Source organism: Aurantimonas endophytica, assembly GCF_014196845.1.
GTDB lineage: Bacteria > Pseudomonadota > Alphaproteobacteria > Rhizobiales > Rhizobiaceae > Aurantimonas > Aurantimonas endophytica.
On sequence record NZ_JACIEM010000001.1, the window covers coordinates 752,259 to 771,352 of the forward strand.

The following is a 19,094-nucleotide window of genomic DNA, read 5'->3' on the forward strand; positions in this document are numbered from 1 at the left end:
GTTACTGTGCCCGAGCGACCGCCGAGGCGGCTTCGAGCGCTGCCGTGTAGCCGCTGACGAGGTTCTCGACGGAGACGGCTGTCACGTTGAAGACCGGCATCGGATAGACGCCGAAGAAGATGATCAGGATCACCAGCGGATAGAGGAGAAGCTTCTCGCGCCGCGACAGGTCGAGGATCGAGCGCAGGCTCTCCTTCTCGAGCACGCCGTAGATCACCCGGCGATAGAGCCAGAGCGCGTAGGCGGCCGACAGGATCACGCCAGTCGCCGCGAAGATCGCGACCCAGGAATTTACCTGGAACACGCCGATCAGCGTCAGGAACTCGCCGACGAAGCCGCTGGTGCCCGGCAGGCCGACATTGGCCATGGTGAAGATCAGCATCACCACCGCGTAGTTCGGCATGCGGCTGACCAGCCCGCCATAAGCGGCGATTTCCCGCGTGTGCATGCGGTCGTAGATGACGCCGACACACAGGAACAGCGCGCCCGAGACCAGGCCGTGCGACAGCATCTGGAAAATCGCGCCTTCGACGCCCTGCTGGTTGGCGGCGAAGATGCCCATCGTCACGAAGCCCATATGCGCGACGGACGAATAGGCGATGAGCTTCTTGATGTCCGTCTGCACCAACGCGACCAGCGAGGTGTAGATGATCGCGACGACCGACAGGGTGAACACCAGCGGCGCGAAGTCGGCGGACGCAAGCGGGAACATCGGCAGCGAGAAGCGCAGGAAGCCGTAACCGCCCAGCTTCAGAAGGATGCCCGCGAGGATGACCGAACCCGCCGTCGGCGCCTCCACGTGCGCGTCGGGAAGCCAGGTGTGCACCGGCCACATCGGCATCTTCACCGCGAAGGAGGCAAAGAAGGCGAACCACAGCCAGGGCTGCATCGACGCCGGGAAGTCATGCGCCAGGAGATCCGGGATCGAGGTTGTGCCGGCATCCCAGTACATCGCCATGATGGCGACCAGCATCAGCACCGAGCCGAGGAAGGTGTAGAGGAAGAACTTGTAGCTGGCGTAGATCCGCCGCTTGCCGCCCCACACGCCGATGATAAGGAACATCGGGATCAGGCCGCCCTCGAAGAAGACGTAGAACAGCACGAGATCGAGCGCGCAGAAGACGCCGATGACCAGCGTCTCCAGGACGAGGAACGCGATCATGTACTCCTTCACCCGGAACTGCACCGACTCGTAGCTGGCGAGAATGCAGATCGGCATCAGGAACGTCGTCAGAATGACGAACAGCATCGAAATGCCGTCGACGCCCATGTGATAGGTGATGCCGCCGCCCAGCCAGTCGGCCTGCTCGACCATCTGGAAGCCGGCGACGGTCGGGTCGAAATCCACCCAGATCCACAGCGACAGGATGAAGGTGAACGCGGTCGTCCACAGCGCCACCGCGCGGATGTTCCGCCGCGCCAGATCATTGTCGTCGCGGATGAACAGGATCAGCAGCGCCCCGACCAGCGGCAGGAACGTGACGGTCGAGAGGATCGGCCAGTCGGTCATCAATTGGCTCCCCCGAGCATCGTCCAGGTGACCAGCGCTGCAACGCCGATCAGCATCGCGAAGGCATAGTGGTAGAGGTAGCCGGTCTGCAGCCGCACCACGCGATTGGTGACGTCGAGCACCCGTGCCGAAACGCCGTCCGGCCCGAGCCCGTCGATGATCCGCCCGTCACCGACCCGCCAGAGGATACGGCCGAACGCGATCGCCGGTCGGACGAACAGGAAGTTGTAGAGCTCGTCGAAATACCACTTGTTGAGCAGGAACCGGTAGAGGCCGTGATGGCGTTCAGCGAGCTGCCGCGGCCGCTCCGGCGAGCGGATGTAGAACAGCCACGCGAGGACGAAGCCGAGAGCCATCATCACGGTCGGCAGGAAGACGATCGCGAACGGGATCTCGTGCATGTCGTGGAGAACGTGGTTCTCCGGCCCGGTGAACAGGGCACTGCGCCAGAAGGCGTCGTAGCCACCATCGATGAAGAAGTCGGCAAAGACGATGCCGGCCAGGAGCGCCCCGACGGCGAGCACGTAGAGCGGCACAAGCATGACCGGCGGAGATTCATGAATGTGGTGCATGACGTCGGCCGATGCCCGCGGCTTGCCGTGGAACGTCATGAAGATAAGCCGCCAGGAATAGAAGCTGGTCAGAAGCGCGGCGAGCACGGTCAGGCCCCAGCCATACATGGCCATGCTGTTATGCCCGACGAAGGCCGCCTCGATCACGGCGTCCTTGGAGAAATAGCCCGCAGTGTACGGAAAGCCCGTCAGCGCCAGCGTCCCGATCACCATCATCCAGTAGGTCTTCGGGATGTGCTTCCGCAGCCCGCCCATGCGGCGCATGTCCTGTTCGTCGGAAACGGCATGGATGACCGAGCCCGCGCCGAGGAACAGCAGCGCCTTGAAGAAAGCGTGGGTGAAGAGATGGAAGATCGCGACGCTGTAGGCGCCGACACCGAGGGCGACGAACATGTAGCCGAGCTGCGAACAGGTCGAATACGCAATGACGCGCTTGATGTCGTTCTGCACGAGCCCGACGGTGGCGGCGAAGATCGCCGTGGTGGCCCCCACGAAGGTGACGACGGTCAGCGCCGTGTGGCTGAGCTCGAACAGCGGCGACATGCGCGCGACGAGGAAGACGCCGGCGGTGACCATCGTCGCCGCATGGATGAGCGCCGAGACCGGGGTCGGGCCTTCCATCGCGTCGGGCAGCCAGGTGTGGAGGCCGAGCTGCGCCGACTTGCCCATGGCGCCCATGAACAGCAGCAGGCAGACGGTCGTCAGCGCCGCGCCCATGCCGAGCGCGTAGCCGGCAAAGCTGAGCACCGGCTCGCCGACCGCCGTGGCGGCTTCCGCACCCTCCCCGCCCATCTGGGCCATCAGGTCGGCCGCGCCCGCGAAGATCGTGTCGAGATTGACCGAGCCGAACAGGACGTAGACGCCGAAAATGCCGAGGATGAAGCCGAAGTCACCGACCCGGTTGACGATGAAGGCCTTCATCGCGGCGGCATTGGCCGAGGGCTTCTTGTACCAGAAGCCGATCAGCAGATAGGACGCGAGGCCCACGCCTTCCCAGCCGAAGAACATCTGCACGAGGTTGTTCGACGTCACCAGCATCAGCATGGCGAAGGTGAACAGCGACAGATAGGCGAAAAAACGCGGCCGATGCGGGTCGTGGTGCATGTAGCCGATCGAGTAGACGTGCACCAAGGCCGAGACGGTGTTCACGACCACCAGCATGACGAGCGTCAGCCGGTCGATACGGAGCGACCAGGCGATATCGAGACCCCCGGATTGCATCCAGGTCAGCAACGTGACGCGAAGCGTCTCGCCCTCGCCGAAACCGAAGGTGATGAAGGCGAACCAGGACAGCGCCGCCGCGACGATCAGGAACGCCGAGGTGATGTATTCGGCGGCCTTGGCCCCGATGGCGTTGCCGAACAGCCCGGCGACCAGGAAGCCGGCGAGCGGCAGCAGGACGATGATCTGATACACGCTCGATCAGCCTTTCATCGTGTTGACGTCGTCGACGGCGATCGAGCCGCGAATACGGAAGAAGACCACGAGGATGGCAAGCCCGATCGCCGCCTCAGCGGCTGCGACGGTCAGCACGAAGAGGGCGAAGACCTGTCCGACGAGATCGTTGAGGAAGGCGGAGAACGCCACGAAATTGATGTTCACCGACAACAGGATCAGCTCGACCGACATCAGGATCGTGATGATGTTCTTGCGGTTCATGAAGATGCCGAAGACGCCCGTGACGAACAGGATCGCGCCGACTGTGAGATAGTGTCCGAGACCGACTTCCATTGCCCTGATTCCTTCGCTCTCAGATACCCTCGCCGCTCTCGACCTTGCGGATCTCGATGGCGGTTGCCGGATTGCGCGCGACCTGCGTGGGGATCGACTGGCGCTTCAGCCCTTCCTTGTGGCGAAGCGTCAGGACGATAGCTCCGATCATCGCGACGAAGAGGATCAACCCGGCCAGCTGGAAAAACAGCACGTAGCGCGTGTAGAGCACGGTCCCGATCTGCTCGATGTTCGACATCTCGGCCACCGGCAGCATCGGCATCGCCGTCGCCGCGGAGAGCGCGGGATCGTAGTAGCTGCCGGTTACCGCGATGATGAGCTGCGCCAGAAGCACCATGCCGATGATCGCCCCGATCGGCGCGTATTTCAGCGCACCCTGCTTCATCCGACCGAAATCGAGATCGAGCATCATCACCACGAACAGGAACAGGATCGCGACGGCGCCGACATAGACGACGATGAGGATCAGCGCCAGGAACTCCGCCCCGACGAGCAGGAACAGGCCGGCAGCTGCGACGAACGTGAGGATCAGGAACAGCACCGAGTGCACCGGATTGCGCGCGAACACGACCATCAGCGCGGCACCGATCGCGATCAGCGCGAAGACGTAGAAGAACAGTGCCGGAAGGCCCAGCATGATCGGGCTCCTTGTGGTGGTGCTGCCAGGCCGCCCTCGGGCCGCCTTCTCGGAAGTCGGTGCTAGCGGAAACGGGTTCCGCAGGCAGATTCGGGTGACCGGCCGGGGCGGAAACGCCCCCGCCGATTAGCGGTAAGGCGCGTCGAGCGCAATGTTGCGGGCGAGTTCCCGCTCCCAGCGATCGCCGTTGGCGAGCAGCCGTTCCTTGTCGTAGTAGAGCTCCTCCCGGGTCTCGGTGGCGAACTCGAAATTCGGCCCCTCGACGATCGCGTCGACCGGGCACGCCTCCTGGCAGAAGCCGCAATAGATGCACTTCACCATGTCGATGTCGTAGCGCACCGTCCGGCGCGTTCCGTCGTTGCGGCGGGGCCCGGCCTCGATGGTGATCGCCTGGGCGGGGCATATCGCCTCGCAGAGCTTGCAGGCGATGCAGCGCTCCTGACCGTTCGGATAGCGCCGCAGCGCGTGCTCGCCGCGAAAGCGCGGGCTGACCGGGTTCTTCTCGAACGGGTAGTTCACGGTCGCCTTGGGCGCGAAGAAATACCGCATCGACAGGCCGAAGGCCTTCACGAACTCGACGAGGAACAACGACCGGACGGTCTGGGCGATGGCGTTCATGAACCTAGCCTCCCAAGCTCGAGGCAACGACCGGTCCGACGAACCAGCCGACGATGGGAAAAAGTAACAGCTGCGAATATCGCGCCACGTTCAGCGCCAGGCTGGGGCCGACCGGCTCCGACGAGCGCCGACGCGCCATCATGTCCCGCATGTAGCCGAGGACGAAGAAGTCCGCGACGCCGATCACAAGACCCACCAATGCGCCGATGACAGCCGGATCGCTCATGCGCCCACCGGGCCCCAGCCCATGAACTGCAGCACGAAGGCGACGATCACCACCATCGCCAGCGAGATGGGCAGGAACACCTTCCAGCCGAGCCGCATCAGCTGGTCATAGCGGTAGCGCGGCACGAAGGCCTTCACCATCGCGAACATGAAGAAGCACAGCGCGACCTTGGCGAGGAACCAGATGACGCCCGGCACCCAGGTGAACGGTGCGAAGTTGAAGGGTGGAAGCCAGCCGCCCATGAACAGGATGGTCATCAGGCAGCACATCAGGGTGATGGCCGCGTACTCGCCGAGCATGAACATCATGTACGGGGTCGAGCCATACTCGACCATGAAGCCGGCAACGAGCTCGGATTCGGCCTCCGGCAGGTCGAAGGGCGGCCGGTTCGTCTCGGCCAGCGCCGAGATGAAGAACACGATGAACATCGGGAACAGGCCGAGCCAGTGCCAGTCGAGGAACGTGCCCGGCAGGCCGACCATGGTGCCGATGCCGGTCTGCTGCGCCAGCACGATGTCGGTCAGGTTGAGCGACCCGACGCAGAGCAGCACGGTGACGATGACGAAGCCGATCGAGACCTCGTAGGACACCATCTGCGCCGCCGAGCGCAGCGCGCCGAGAAAGGCGTATTTCGAGTTCGACGCCCAGCCGCCCATGATCACGCCATAGACCTCGAGCGAGGAGATGGCGAAGACGTAAAGGATGCCGAGATTGATGTCGGCGATCACCCAGCCGTCGGCGACCGGCACCACCGCGAAGGTCGCCAGCGCCAGCGTCACCGCCACCAGCGGGGCCAGCAGGAAGACGATCTTGTCGGCGCTCGCCGGGATCACCGGCTCCTTCAGCACGAACTTCAGAAGGTCGGCGAAGGACTGGAAGAGGCCCCAGGGCCCGACGACATTGGGACCCCGGCGTAGCTGAACCGCCGCCCAGATCTTGCGATCGGCGAGCAGGATATAGGCGATCAGGACGAGGAGGACGACCAGGAACAGGACGCTCTGCGCCAGGATGATCAGGCCCGGGATGACGTAGAGGGAAAACATGTCTGCCACGGTCGCCGTCCCTTACTCTGCGGCTTCGAGCTGCGCGTCATGCGCGAGCTGCGAACATTCGGCCATCACCTTCGAGGCGCGAGCGATCGGATTGGTCAGGTAGAAATCGCCGATGGGCGAGGAGAAGGAGAGACCCGAGAGCGTGGTTGCCCGATCGGCGAGCGCCAGGATGCCCGAAGGGTCCGACGGCTCGATGAAATCGGACTGCATCCACGGGTGCGACTGATACAAGTCCCGCCGCAGCGCCGCAAGGGAATCGAAGGGCAGCGTGCGTCCCAGCACCGCCGACAGGGCCCGCAGGATCGCCCAGTCCTCCCGCGCATCTCCCGGGGGGAAGGACGCCCGGCTGCCGATCTGCGCCCTGCCCTCGACGTTGATCCAGGTACCGGATTTCTCCGTGTAGGCCGCGCCCGGCAGGATTACGTCGGCGCGGTGTGCGCCGCGGTCGCCATGTGTGCCGATATAGACGACGAACGGTCCCGCCGAGACGTCGACCTCGTCGGCGCCCAGATTGAACAGCACATCGACGCCACCGGACGCCATGGCGGCGAAATCCTGCCCGGCCCCGCCCGGCACGAAGCCGATATCGAGCCCGCCGACGCGCGAAGCCGCAGTGTGCAGGACGTTGAAGCCGTTCCAGCCCTCACTGACCGCGCCGACCTGGCGGGCGAGCGCAGCGACCGCGGCGAGGACGCCGGCACCGTCACGCCCGGCGAGCGGGCCCTGGCCGAGGATGATCATCGGCCGTTCGGCGGCCATCAGCGCGTCGAAGAAGCCCTTGCTGGCTCCTTCGATGTCTAAGAGCGTGTCACTGCCAGCGCCGAGATAGGTGGTGTCGTAGCGAAGGTCGATCGCCTCGCCGATCACCCCGATCGGGAAGCCGCCCAGCCGCCAGCGCTTGCGGATCCGGGCGTTGAGCACCGAGGCTTCGAAGCGTGGATTCGCGCCGATGATCAGCAGCGCATCGGCATCCTCGATGCCGGCGATGGTGGTGTTGAAGAGATACGAAGCGCGGCCGTTGGCGGGATCGAGCTGCGCGCCGTCCTGCCGGCAGTCGAGGCTGGTCGAGCCGAGTTCGGCCATCAGCCGCTTCAGCGCCCACATTTCCTCGACGGCGGCGAGGTCGCCGGCGATGGCACCGATCCGGCTGCCGTCGACACCCTCGACCCGCGCCTTGATGGCGGCAAACGCTTCCGCCCAGCTGGCCGGACGCAGCCGCCCGTCCTGGCGGACGTAGGGCTGGTCGAGGCGCTGGGTGCGCAGGCCGTCCCAAACGAAGCGTGTCTTGTCGGAGATCCACTCCTCGTTGATCTCGTCATTGGTCCGCGGCAGGATCCGCATCACCTCGCGGCCGCGCGTGTCCACCCGAATCGCCGAGCCGACCGCATCCATCACGTCGACGGTCTCGGTCTTCGACAGCTCCCACGGCCGCGCCTGGAAGGCGTAGGGCCGCGAGGTCAGCGCGCCGACCGGGCAGAGGTCGATGACGTTGCCCTGCAGCTCGGAGGTCATCGCCTGCTCGAGGAAGGTGGTGATCTCCGCGTCCTCGCCGCGGCCGACGAGGCCGAGCTCGGAAATGCCGGCGACTTCGGTAGTGAAGCGCACGCAGCGGGTGCAGTGGATGCACCGGGTCATGATCGTCTTGACCAGCGGACCGATGTATTTGTCCTCGACCGCGCGCTTGTTCTCCTGGTAGCGCGAGCGATCGACGCCGAACGCCATCGCCTGGTCCTGCAGGTCGCACTCGCCGCCCTGGTCGCAGATCGGACAATCCAGCGGATGGTTGATCAGCAGGAACTCGAGCACGCCCTCGCGGGCCTTCTTGACCATCGGCGTGGTGGTGAAGACTTCCGGCAGCTCGCCGTTCGGCCCCGGCCGCAGGTCGCGCACACCCATGGCGCAGGACGCCGCCGGCTTCGGCGGTCCACCCTTCACCTCGACGAGGCACATCCGGCAATTGCCGGCGATCGACAGCCGCTCGTGGAAGCAGAAGCGCGGGATCTCGGCGCCGGCAGCCTCGCAAGCCTGCAGCAGCGTGAAATGATCGGGTACCTCGACCTCGATATTGTCGACTCTCAGCTTCGTCATCTGCCAGATCCTGCCTATTCGGCCGCTTCGAGCACGGGCCGGCGGTCGGCATCCGCGTTGCGCGTGAACTCGTCGATCCGCCGCTCGATCTCGGCGCGGAAGTGCCGCACCAGGCCCTGGATCGGCCAGGCGGCCGCGTCGCCGAGGGCGCAGATCGTGTGGCCTTCCACCTGCTTGGTCACGTCCAGCAGCATGTCGATTTCGCGCTTCTGCGCGTTGCCCGTCGCCAGCCGCTCCATCACCCGCCACATCCAGCCGGTGCCCTCGCGGCACGGCGTGCACTGGCCGCAGCTCTCATGCTTGTAGAAATACGAAAGCCGCGAGATCGCCCGGACGATGTCCGTCGACTGATCCATGACGATCACCGCGGCGGTGCCGAGCGACGTCTTGATGTCACGCAGCCCGTCGAAATCCATCGGTGCATCGATGATGTCGGCCGCCGGCACCAGCGGCACCGAGGAGCCGCCGGGAATGACCGCCAGGAGATTATCCCAGCCGCCGCGAATGCCGCCGCAATGCTTTTCGATCAGCTCGCGGAAGGAGACGCCCATGGCCTCTTCCACCGTGCAGGGCCGCTCGACATGGCCGGAGATGCAGAAGAGCTTGGTGCCGGTGTTGTTCTGGCGACCGATGCCGGCGAACCAGGCACCGCCGCGGCGCAGGATGGTCGGCGCGACCGCGATCGATTCGACGTTGTTGACCGTCGTCGGGCAGCCATAGAGGCCGACATTCGCAGGGAACGGCGGCTTCAGCCGCGGCTGGCCCTTCTTGCCCTCGAGGCTTTCGAGAAGGGCGGTCTCCTCGCCGCAGATATAGGCGCCGGCGCCGTGGTGCACGATGATGTCGTAGTCCCAGCCGCATTTGTTGTCGCGACCGAGCAGGCCTGCCTCGTAGCACTCGTCGATCGCCTGCTGCAGGGCCTGGCGCTCACGCACATACTCGCCGCGAACGTAGATGTAGCAGGTGTGCGCCGCCATCGAGAAACCGGCGTAGATGCAGCCCTCGATCAGCGTGAACGGGTCATTGCGCATGATCTCCCGGTCCTTGCAGGTCCCGGGTTCGGATTCGTCGGCGTTGATGACGAGGTAATGCGGGCGGGCGGGATCGGCCTCCTTCGGCATGAAGGACCATTTGAGACCGGTCGGAAAGCCGGCGCCGCCGCGCCCGCGCAGGCCCGAGGCCTTCATCTCGTTGATGATCCAGTCGCGGCCCTTGCCGATGATATCGGCGGTGCCGTCGAAATGCCCGCGTTTCATCGCGGCCTTCAGGCTCTTGTCCCTGAGGCCGTAGATGTTGGTGAAGATGCGGTCTTTATCCTGAAGCATCTATCGTCTCCTCGCCCGCGTCATGCGCGGCCCGCGACGTCGCCCTGCAGCGCGCGCGCCTGGTCGATCCAGCGGTCGCGCAGGACGCGGCCCCGGAAGTTCAGGTAGTTGTCGACCCATACCAGCTCGGCCTCGCGCCACTCGGCGATCTGCCAGTAGTGGAACACGCCGAGCGCGTTGAGCTTGTTCTCGATCACCGGGCCGATGCCCTTGATCCGCTTCAGATCGTCTTTGTCGCCGCGCGGTTCGGGCAGGAGGTCGGCGGGCCGTTCCCCGGCCTCCTTCGCCGCGTCACCGCCCTCGCCCCGGCTGGCGAAGTGATCCTTCGCGACAGGTCCCGGCGAGGTGTCGGACGTATCCGTGCGGTCGCCCTCGATCTCGGAAGGATCGAGCGACACGCCGTCGACCATCCCCGGCTCGCCGCGGCCACGATCGCGCGACGGGCTTGCCTTCTCGGGCCGATACTTGCCGGCGATCGTCGCGTCCTCGGCATCCGCTTCCTGGGCACGCAGATTGCCACCCTTTGGGGCATCGGCCGCCGGCGTGTCGCCTGAAACCTGGTCCGCCTCGGCGGCGTCGCGACCCGCCTGGTCGCTGGGGCGCGCATCGACCGTGCCGCCCTCCTGGCCGGAACCCGGTCGCCCGGCCTCGTCCACCAGTTCGTCCGTCACGTCCTGCTCGACAGCCTGCGAGTCGTTCGCTGCATCGGCCTTGCCAGGTGCGGATATGCTCGGATCGGTCTCTTCGGCATAGCTGTCGGGACGGCCCGCCTTGGAGTCGTCCTCCGTCACAGCCGAACCGGCACCGCTCCCCTGCGGCGCGGCGCCCGAGGCCGGTCCGCGCGTGATGGCTTCCGAACCGCCCGCACCCGCCGTCGCCCCATCGGCGATGAGGTCGTCATAGTCGCCGGTGAGGCTGGTCAGGCCGCCGAGCGGTGCCGAAAGATGGCGGCCGTTCTGCGGGCCGGGCGCAACCTCTGCACCGCGCCCCGCCTCGAACAGATCGATGATCTCCTCGAGCCGCTCGGGTGTCAGGTCTTCGTAGGTGTCATGGAAGACCATGACCATCGGCGCGTTGACGCAGGCGCCGAGGCACTCGACCTCTTCCCAGGAAAGCGTCCCGTCGGCGTTGGTGTGGAACGGCTCGGGATGGATCTTGCTGCGGCAGACATCCTTCAGGTCGTTGGCGCCGCGCAGCATGCACGGCGTGGTGCCACAAACCTGGATGTGCGCCCGCCTCCCGACCGGCTTGAGCTGGAACTGCGTGTAGAAGGTCGCGACCTCGAGAACGCGGATCAGCGGCATCCCCAGCATGTCGGCGACGTACTCGATCGCTGCCTTGGTGACCCAGCCATCCTGATCCTGCGCGCGCATCAGGAGCGGGATCACTGCCGACTGCTGACGACCCTCGGGATATTTACGGAGCGTCGCCTCGGCCCAGCGCGCGTTCGCTTCGGAGAAGGCGAACCCGGCCGGCTGGACGGTATCTTCCGCGAGACGTCTGACAGACATCGGACCTCGACTTTAGAACCGGTTCAACATTGCGATGTTGCGGCGCGTTCTATCACATGAATGACAAAAGGCCAGTGGCCGAAAGCCGCGCGAACAGGCCTCATGGCCTGCCGCCTCGGCGTTCGGATGATGGCAGCAGGTTGCAGTCCGATCTCCCCCCGAAACGCAGGGAAAGACCTTCAAACGGCGCCGGCTTCAGCGCCGCAAAAGCTCGAGTTGGTCTCCCGGTCTCCTAGCGGTCGACCTCGCCGAAGACGATGTCGAGCGTGCCGAGAATCGCCGACACGTCCGCCAGCATGTGCCCCTTGCAGAGGAAGTCCATGGCCTGGAGATGGGCGAAACCCGGCGCCTTGATCTTGCAGCGATGCGGCTTGTTGGTACCGTCGGCGACGAGATAGACGCCGAATTCACCTTTCGGCGCCTCGACGGCCGCATAGACCTCGCCCGCCGGCACGTGGAAGCCTTCGGTATAGAGCTTGAAGTGGTGGATCAGCGCTTCCATCGAGCGCTTCATGTGGGCGCGGCTCGGCGGCACGACCTTGCCCTCGGAAGCCGAGACCGGCCCGACGCGGTGCGCCCCCTGAAGCTGCTCGACGCACTGCTTCATGATCTTCACCGACTCGCGCATCTCGACCATGCGGATGAGGTAGCGATCGTAGCAGTCGCCGTTCTTGCCGATCGGGATGTCGAAATCCATCTCGTCGTAGCACTCGTAGGGCTGCGACTTGCGCAAGTCCCAGGCTGCGCCCGAGCCGCGCACCATGACGCCGGAGAATCCCATCGCCCAGGCGTCCTCCAGCGTAACGACGCCGATGTCGACATTGCGCTGCTTGAAGATGCGGTTCTCGGTCAGCAGCCCCTCAATGTCGTCGCAGGTCTTGAGGAACGGGTCGCACCAGGCGCCGATGTCGTCGACCAGCTGCGGCGGCAGGTCGAGATGGACGCCGCCCGGACGGAAATAGGCGGCGTGGAGCCGCGAACCCGAGGCCCGCTCGTAAAAGCCCATCAGCTTCTCGCGCTCCTCGAAGCCCCAGAGCGGCGGCGTCAGGGCGCCGACGTCCATGGCCTGGGTCGTCACGTTCAGCAGATGCGACAGGATCCGCCCGATCTCGCTGTAGAGGACACGGATCAGCTGGCCGCGCTTCGGCACGTCGACCCCGACCAGCCGCTCGATGGCGAGGCAGAAGGCGTGCTCCTGGTTCATCGGCGCGACATAGTCGAGCCGGTCGAAATACGGCAGCGCCTGCAGATAGGTCTTGTGCTCGATCAGCTTCTCGGTGCCGCGATGCAGGAGGCCGATATGCGGGTCCACCCGCTCCACCACTTCGCCATCGAGTTCCAGCACAAGGCGCAGCACGCCGTGCGCGGCCGGATGCTGCGGGCCGAAATTGATGTTGAAGTTGCGGACGTCGATCTCAGCCATGCGGCTCTTCCTGCGTGGGCGCCACCTTTGCGAAGAATTCGGCGCCGGTCATCATCTCGGTCTGGTTGGCGAAGGCGTACCAGTGCGGCTTGGAGTCGACGAAGATCTGGCGGACGAAAGGCGGCTCGCCGAGGTTATCGATGGCAGTCGCCGACAGCGCGTAATGCTCGCCGTCAACGCTCCGCCAGAACAGCGGCGTGCCGCAATTGCGGCAGAAGCCGCGCTCGCCCCAATCCGACGATCGATAGATGCCGAGCGCGTCGACGCCTGCCGGGACCACGTTCTTGGCTCCGTCGACGGTCAGGAACGGCCCTGCCGTCCACCGCCGGCATGAGTCGCAATGGCATGCTCCGATCTCGACCTCGTCGAAATCCGCATCGATCCTGACGCCGCCGCAGAGGCATCTGGCCTGCAAGCGCTTCCGGGTCATCTCGCCCACCTCCGGTCCTACTGCTTGGCCTTCTCGTCGCCCGGAAGGACGTATTCCGTCCCCTCCCAGGGTGAAAGGAAGTCGAAGCTGCGGAATTCCTGCCGCAGATCGACCGGTTCGTAGACCACCTGCTTCTTCTCGTCGTCGTAATGAACCTCGACGAAGCCGGTCAGCGGGAAGTCCTTGCGCAGCGGATAGCCCTCGAATCCGTAGTCGGTCAGGATCCGCCGCAGGTCCGGATGGCCGGTGAAGAGGATGCCGTAGAAATCGTAGGCCTCGCGCTCGTACCAGTCGGCGGCGGGATAGACGTCGCAGATCGACGGCACCGGCTCGTCCTCGCCGGCGGAGATCTTGACGCGGACCCGCTGGTTCTGGCGCGGCGACAGGAGATGGTAGACCACCTCGAACCGCTTCTCCCGCGCCGGATAGTCGACGCCGCACAGATCGACGAGGTTGACGAACTGCGTCTGCGGATCGTCGCGCAGGAAGCTCAGCACCCGCACGATGGCCTCCGGCGCGACCGTCAGCGTCAGTTCGCCGAAGGCGAAGCGGCGGTCGATCAGGTGCTCGCCGAGCGTTTCGGCCACGTAGTCGGCCAGATCGGTGGTCGCAAATTCACGCATGGGTCCCGCTCAGCGTTCGATCGTTCCGGTGCGCCTGATCTTGCGCTGCAGCAGCAGCACGCCATACAGCAGCGCCTCCGCGGTCGGCGGGCAGCCCGGAACATAGATGTCCACCGGCACGATCCGGTCGCAGCCGCGCACCACCGAATAGGAATAGTGGTAGTAGCCGCCGCCATTGGCGCAGGAGCCCATGGAGATGACGTAGCGTGGCTCGGGCATCTGGTCGTAGACCTTGCGCAGCGCCGGGGCCATCTTGTTGGTCAGCGTGCCGGCGACGATCATCACGTCGGACTGGCGCGGCGAGGCGCGCGGCGCGAAGCCGAAGCGCTCGGCGTCGTAGCGCGGCATCGACATCTGCATCATCTCGACGGCGCAGCAGGCGAGACCGAACGTCATCCACATCAGCGACCCAGTCCGGGCCCAGTGGATCAGCTCGTCGGTCGAGGTGACGAGGAAGCCCTTGTCGGCCAGCTCGTCATTGATGTCGGTGACGAAGGGGTCGGCAGGAGCCGGCGCCAGCGGCCGCGCCGGCGCGGCCCCGGCATCGACGGCCGGCGAACGCAGCAGCAGCGGCTCGGAACCCTTGATCAATCCCATTCCAACGCGCCTTTCTTCCATTCGTAGATGAAGCCGATGGTCAGCACGCCGAGGAATACCATCATCGACCAGAAGCCGAACCAGCCCAGCGTCCCGAAGGTCGCCGCCCAGGGAAACAGGAACGCCACTTCGAGATCGAAGATGATGAACAGGATCGACACCAGGTAGAACCGGACGTCGAACTTCATCCGCGAATCGTCGAACGCGTCGAACCCGCATTCGTAGGCGGAGAGCTTCTCGTCGTCCGGCGCCCTGAACGCCACCAGGAACGGCGAGACCAGCAGCGCCAGACCGATGAACAGGGCGACCCCAACGAAGATCACGATCGGCAGGTAGGATGCGAGAAGCTCGTTCATCGCCTCGGGACCTCATATTGGGTTGCCGCTGAACACCCGCAACGGGCGGATCGTCGCGGTTCACTTGCATGTCTACTGATCACTACCAGTGCTCGGATCGTCCACGACCAGCATGTCGGCGGCACTTGCCGCAATGCGGCGAGGACTATCCCCTTCCTCGCAGCGAAGCAAGAAGCCGCGGGAGACCGAAACGGTGCCGGGAACGCGTCATCCGAATGCCCGGGCGTCGCGCTCCGCCGCCGCCTCGGGTAGGCTCGCGATGGACGCCCGCCAGCGGCGCGGGCATGCGACCGATGTCGCGCAGAGGAGAGAGCATCATGGTTGAACATGAACCCGGCCCCTGGCAGCCCATGTCGAGTGTCCAGCGCGACGGCGCGCGGATCCTCGTGACGGTGCGCGCCGGCGAACAAGGCCCCGCCGAGGTCGACACGGTGCGCTGGACCAGCGTGCGGGGCGCGCCCGAGAAGGCATGGGTGGCGACGGACACCGACGCCGATTCGCCGGTCGCCTATCAGGATGACGAGCTGCTGGCATGGATGCCCTTCCCCGAGCCGCCGGCCGGTCGCGGGACCGCCGCCGCGCCGCTGTGGCCGGATCCGGCGCTGGAAAGCGACTTCGAGGAGGAGCAGGGCTCGGGCATCTGAACCCGGGCCACGGGGCCTCGCAGGCAACGACTGCGCCACGATCCGCTTCTGCGATGATGATGTTTGGGAAAATGACCGATCGGCCAAGTAGAAATGGCGCGAGTGACGGGGCTCGAACCCGCGACCTCCGGCGTGACAGGCCGGCACTCTAACCGACTGAGCTACACCCGCGCTCGACCGCTTGCGGCGGCTTGTGAGCGGTCGTTTACGGGCATCCCCGGGGGCTGTCAAGCGAAAGCCGGCGAGAATGCCGGCACAATTGGAAGACCGTCGCCAACCCGTCACAAACGGCCGAAAAGCGCCGATTTTTGCGAGCGAGCTTGAGACGGCTTAACCGCCCGAGCGCGAATCACGATGCCGAACGAAGGGCAGATCCGAGAGCGGAGGCGTTTCCGCCGCCCTGCGCCGCTACCACCGACTCTTGCCAGCCGGCTGGCAAAGTCCTAGACGAAAGCCGGCGGGCGATTAGCTCAGTTGGTAGAGCGCCTCGTTTACACCGAGGATGTCGGCAGTTCGAGCCTGTCATCGCCCACCATTCCCACCGCAGAAGCCATCAGAACGCATCCCGCGGCGCACGCTCGCGAACGCACGTCCTCATGGCCTGCGCGCCTCCAGACATTTCCACCCCCAGAAACGCGAACGGCCGGGACAAGCCCGGCCGTTCGACGCTGCAGGCGGTGACGCCTACTTGTTGTTGACGGCGTCCTTCAGACCCTTGCCGGCGGCGAATTTCGGCACGTTGCGTGCCGGAATGTCGACTTCGGCGCCGGTCGAAGGATTGCGGCCCTTGGAGGCTGCGCGGTGCGAGACGGAAAACGTTCCGAAGCCGACGAGACGGATGTCGTCGCCCTTGGCCATCGCACCCTGGATGATCTCGAAGATCGCATCCACGGCCGTTCCTGCCTGCTGCTTGGACAGCTCGGCCTTGTCTGCCACGGCAGACACGAGTTCGTTCTTGTTCATTGGATACCCTCCTGATTCGAAAGTCGTAACGACTCCGTGAGCACGGTGGTCGACTTTCGCGGATCGTCAACGCTTCGGCAACGGCAAAGTGCCGGATTCCGGGGACTTTGCAAAAAAAATGCCGCCCCGGAGGGCGGCATTTTCGATAAAAGCGCCAGATGCGCTCAGTGGGCAACAGCCGTCGCGCCGTCGTCGACCAGCGGAGTGCCCGTCATCGGCTCCTCCTTCTCGGACCACTCGACCGGCACGAGCGGCTCCGTGAGGGCATGCTTGAGCACCTCGCCCATGCGCGAGACCGGGATGATTTCCATCCGGTTCTTCACGGTGTCCGGGATCTCGGCGAGATCCTTGGCGTTCTCCTCGGGGATCAGCACCGTCTTGATGCCGCCCCTCAGCGCCGCCAGCAGCTTCTCCTTCAAGCCGCCGATCGGCAGGACTCGACCGCGCAGCGTGATCTCGCCGGTCATCGCGATGTCCCGGCGAACCGGAATGCCGGTCAGTACCGACACGATGGCGGTCGCCATCGCGACGCCCGCGGACGGACCGTCCTTCGGCGTCGCGCCCTCCGGCACGTGGACGTGGATGTCCCGCTTCTCGAACAGCGGCGGCTTGATGCCGTAGTCGAGCGCGCGCGAGCGGACGTAGGACGCCGCCGCGGAGATCGACTCCTTCATCACCTCCTTGAGGTTGCCGGTAACGGTCATCTTGCCCTTGCCCGGCATCATCACGCCTTCGATCGTCAGCAGCTCGCCGCCGACCTCGGTCCAGGCAAGACCGGTGACGACACCGACCTGGTCCTCGGATTCCGCCTCGCCATAGCGGTAGCGGGTGACCCCGAGATAGTCCGACAGGTTCGCCGCCGTGACCTCGACCTTCGTCGCCTCGCCCTTGAGGATCTGCGTCACCGCCTTGCGGGCAAGCTTCGTCAGTTCCCGCTCGAAGCTGCGCACCCCCGCCTCGCGGGTGTACCGCTGGGCGATCTCGCGCAGGGCGTCCTCGCTGACCGAGAACTCCTCCGGCTTCAGGGCGTGGTCCTTGATAGCCTTGGGCAGCAGATGCCGTCGCGCGATCTCGACCTTCTCGTCCTCGGTGTAGCCGGCGATCCGGATGATCTCCATCCGGTCCATCAGCGGCGCCGGGATGTTCAGCGTGTTCGCGGTAGTCACGAACATCGTCGCCGACAGATCGTATTCGACCTCCAGATAGTGGTCCATGAAGGTGGCGTTCTGTTCCGGATCGAGCACCTCGAGCAGGGCCGACGACGGATCGCCGCGGAAGTCCTGGCCCATCTTGTCGATCTCGTCGAGCAGGAAGAGCGGATTGGTCTTCTTGGCCTTCTTCATCGACTGGATGACCTTGCCGGGCATCGAGCCGATATAGGTCCGCCGGTGACCGCGGATCTCCGCTTCGTCGCGTACGCCGCCAAGCGCCATGCGGACATATTCGCGCCCCGTCGCCTTGGCGATCGACTTCGCCAGCGAGGTCTTGCCGACGCCGGGAGGTCCGACGAGGCACAGGATCGGACCCTTGAGCTTCGACTGCCGGCTCTGCACCGCCAGATACTCGATGATCCGCTCCTTGACCTTCTCCAGACCGTAATGCTCGGTGTCGAGGATCTCCTCGGCCTTCTTCAGGTCGATCTTGACGCGCGAGCGGTTGCCCCACGGCAGGCCGAGCAGCCAGTCGAGATAGTTGCGAACCACCGTCGCCTCGGCCGACATCGGCGACATCTGCCGCAGCTTTTTCATCTCGGCGTTGGCCTTTTCGCGGCCTTCCTTCGAGAGCTTGGTCTTCTTGATGCGGTCTTCCAGCTCGGCCATCTCGTCGCGACCGTCCTCGCCGTCGCCGAGCTCCTTCTGGATCGCCTTCATCTGCTCGTTGAGGTAGTACTCGCGCTGCGTCTTCTCCATCTGGCGCTTGACGCGCGAGCGGATGCGCTTCTCCACCTGAAGAACCGAAATCTCGGACTCCATGAAGCCGAGTGCGCGCTCCAGCCGCTCGCGCACGCTGACGAGACTCAGCATTTCCTGCTTCTCGGGCAGCTTGATCGCCAGATGCGACGCGACCGTGTCGGCAAGCTTGGAATAGTCGTCGATCTGCCCTGCGGCACCAACGACTTCCGGCGAGATCTTCTTGTTCAGCTTGACGTAGTTCTCGAACTCGGAGACCACCGAGCGCGCCAGCGCCTCGATCTCGACCGGATCCTCGTCGGCTTCCTCGATGATGTCGGCATAGGCCTCGTGCCACTCGGTGCGAGCGGTGAAGCTCTCGATCCGCGCGCGGTCGATGCCCTCGACAAGCACCTTGACGGTCCCGTCGGGCAGCTTGAGCAGCTGCAGGACGTTTGCCACCGTGCCGACCTCGTAGATCGCATCGGCGGCCGGATCCTCGTCGCCGGCGTTCTTCTGGGTGGCAAGCAGGATCTGCTTGTCCGCGCCCATCACTTCCTCGAGCGCCTTGATCGACTTTTCGCGGCCGACGAAGAGCGGGACGATCATGTGCGGGAACACGACGATGTCGCGAAGAGGCAGGACCGGGTAGAGACTGGCCTCGCCCCCGCCGGAACGTTCGGATGTATGGGACATGGTGTTCCTTTCTACGGCATCACGCCGTGCAGGCCGTCCGCGGCAGACCTTCATCAAGCATCCGCGGCGAACGCCTCAATGATCACTATCTGGGCAGGGACCCCCTGCCATTCAAGCGGTTGCAGGCTACGCACCGGTCATCAAACCGTCACCAAAGAGCCCGCCCCGGCGGGAAGCCGGGACGGGCTCCGGTCCGTCCTCAG

The 19,094-nt window shown here is 65.1% G+C and carries 18 protein-coding genes and 2 tRNA genes; 2 read left to right on the plus strand and 18 right to left on the minus strand.

All coding sequences use genetic code 11. The features are described 5' to 3' along the window. Nucleotide 1: 1 nt before the first annotated feature. The 15 genes from GGR03_RS03755 to GGR03_RS03825 form a co-directional block, all read right to left on the minus strand. Complete coding sequence (locus GGR03_RS03755; protein WP_183206198.1) at nt 2-1,510, minus strand: NADH-quinone oxidoreductase subunit M; 1,509 nt, start codon at nt 1,508-1,510, stop codon at nt 2-4. Further along, nucleotides 1,510-3,498, minus strand: a complete 1,989-nt coding sequence (nuoL, locus tag GGR03_RS03760; protein ID WP_183206199.1) for an NADH-quinone oxidoreductase subunit L — start codon at nt 3,496-3,498, stop codon at nt 1,510-1,512. Before nuoL ends, GGR03_RS03755 begins: the two co-directional genes overlap by 1 nt. Before the next feature lie 6 nt (nt 3,499-3,504). Beyond that, on the minus strand, nt 3,505-3,813 hold the full coding sequence (nuoK, locus tag GGR03_RS03765; RefSeq protein WP_183206200.1) for an NADH-quinone oxidoreductase subunit NuoK: 309 nt from the start codon (nt 3,811-3,813) through the stop codon (nt 3,505-3,507). Between the two features lie 19 nt (nt 3,814-3,832). After that, nucleotides 3,833-4,453, minus strand: coding sequence for an NADH-quinone oxidoreductase subunit J (locus tag GGR03_RS03770; protein WP_418885040.1), 621 nt, complete (start codon nt 4,451-4,453; stop codon nt 3,833-3,835). A 123-nt stretch (nt 4,454-4,576) separates the two neighbouring features. Continuing rightward, a complete protein-coding gene (nuoI, locus tag GGR03_RS03775; protein ID WP_163041851.1) occupies nt 4,577-5,068 on the minus strand; it encodes an NADH-quinone oxidoreductase subunit NuoI in 492 nt (163 codons plus the stop codon). A 4-nt stretch (nt 5,069-5,072) separates the two neighbouring features. After that, nucleotides 5,073-5,294, minus strand: coding sequence for a hypothetical protein (locus GGR03_RS03780; protein WP_183206202.1), 222 nt, complete (start codon nt 5,292-5,294; stop codon nt 5,073-5,075). Beyond that, nucleotides 5,291-6,337: an NADH-quinone oxidoreductase subunit NuoH gene (gene nuoH, locus GGR03_RS03785; RefSeq protein ID WP_210292032.1), complete on the minus strand. Its 1,047-nt coding sequence runs from the start codon at nt 6,335-6,337 to the stop codon at nt 5,291-5,293. Before nuoH ends, GGR03_RS03780 begins: the two co-directional genes overlap by 4 nt. Nucleotides 6,338-6,358: 21 nt before the next feature. Beyond that, entirely contained in the window at nt 6,359-8,434 is a 2,076-nt protein-coding gene (gene nuoG / locus GGR03_RS03790) for an NADH-quinone oxidoreductase subunit NuoG (RefSeq protein WP_183206204.1), read from the minus strand. A 14-nt stretch (nt 8,435-8,448) separates the two neighbouring features. After that, nucleotides 8,449-9,759, minus strand: coding sequence for an NADH-quinone oxidoreductase subunit NuoF (nuoF, locus tag GGR03_RS03795; RefSeq protein ID WP_183206205.1), 1,311 nt, complete (start codon nt 9,757-9,759; stop codon nt 8,449-8,451). Nucleotides 9,760-9,779: 20 nt separating this feature from the next. After that, entirely contained in the window at nt 9,780-11,270 is a 1,491-nt protein-coding gene (gene nuoE, locus GGR03_RS03800) for an NADH-quinone oxidoreductase subunit NuoE (RefSeq protein ID WP_183206206.1), read from the minus strand. Nucleotides 11,271-11,502: 232 nt separating this feature from the next. Beyond that, nucleotides 11,503-12,693, minus strand: coding sequence for an NADH-quinone oxidoreductase subunit D (locus tag GGR03_RS03805; RefSeq protein WP_183206207.1), 1,191 nt, complete (start codon nt 12,691-12,693; stop codon nt 11,503-11,505). Further along, on the minus strand, nt 12,686-13,123 hold the full coding sequence (locus tag GGR03_RS03810; RefSeq protein ID WP_183206208.1) for a GFA family protein: 438 nt from the start codon (nt 13,121-13,123) through the stop codon (nt 12,686-12,688). Before GGR03_RS03810 ends, GGR03_RS03805 begins: the two co-directional genes overlap by 8 nt. 17 nt (nt 13,124-13,140) lie before the next feature. Beyond that, a complete protein-coding gene (locus GGR03_RS03815; protein ID WP_183206209.1) occupies nt 13,141-13,746 on the minus strand; it encodes an NADH-quinone oxidoreductase subunit C in 606 nt (201 codons plus the stop codon). A gap of 9 nt (nt 13,747-13,755) precedes the next feature. After that, on the minus strand, nt 13,756-14,343 hold the full coding sequence (locus GGR03_RS03820) for a NuoB/complex I 20 kDa subunit family protein (protein ID WP_163041860.1): 588 nt from the start codon (nt 14,341-14,343) through the stop codon (nt 13,756-13,758). Then, nucleotides 14,334-14,699, minus strand: coding sequence for an NADH-quinone oxidoreductase subunit A (locus GGR03_RS03825; RefSeq protein ID WP_183206210.1), 366 nt, complete (start codon nt 14,697-14,699; stop codon nt 14,334-14,336). Before GGR03_RS03825 ends, GGR03_RS03820 begins: the two co-directional genes overlap by 10 nt. A gap of 317 nt (nt 14,700-15,016) precedes the next feature. Between GGR03_RS03825 and GGR03_RS03830 the strand changes: the two genes are divergently transcribed. After that, nucleotides 15,017-15,343, plus strand: coding sequence for a hypothetical protein (locus GGR03_RS03830; RefSeq protein ID WP_183206211.1), 327 nt, complete (start codon nt 15,017-15,019; stop codon nt 15,341-15,343). Between the two features lie 94 nt (nt 15,344-15,437). Here GGR03_RS03830 and GGR03_RS03835 read toward each other — a convergent pair. Next, nucleotides 15,438-15,514: transfer RNA gene (locus GGR03_RS03835), tRNA-Asp, on the minus strand. A 288-nt stretch (nt 15,515-15,802) separates the two neighbouring features. Here GGR03_RS03835 and GGR03_RS03840 point away from each other — a divergent pair. Then, nucleotides 15,803-15,878, plus strand: a tRNA-Val gene (locus GGR03_RS03840). 149 nt (nt 15,879-16,027) lie between these two features. On the opposite strand, the gene hupB is transcribed toward GGR03_RS03840, so the two are convergent. Continuing rightward, nucleotides 16,028-16,306: a DNA-binding protein HupB gene (gene hupB / locus GGR03_RS03845; protein WP_163041863.1), complete on the minus strand. Its 279-nt coding sequence runs from the start codon at nt 16,304-16,306 to the stop codon at nt 16,028-16,030. 164 nt (nt 16,307-16,470) lie between these two features. Continuing rightward, nucleotides 16,471-18,891, minus strand: coding sequence for an endopeptidase La (gene lon / locus GGR03_RS03850; protein ID WP_183206212.1), 2,421 nt, complete (start codon nt 18,889-18,891; stop codon nt 16,471-16,473). Between the last annotated feature and the right edge of the window lie 203 nt (nt 18,892-19,094).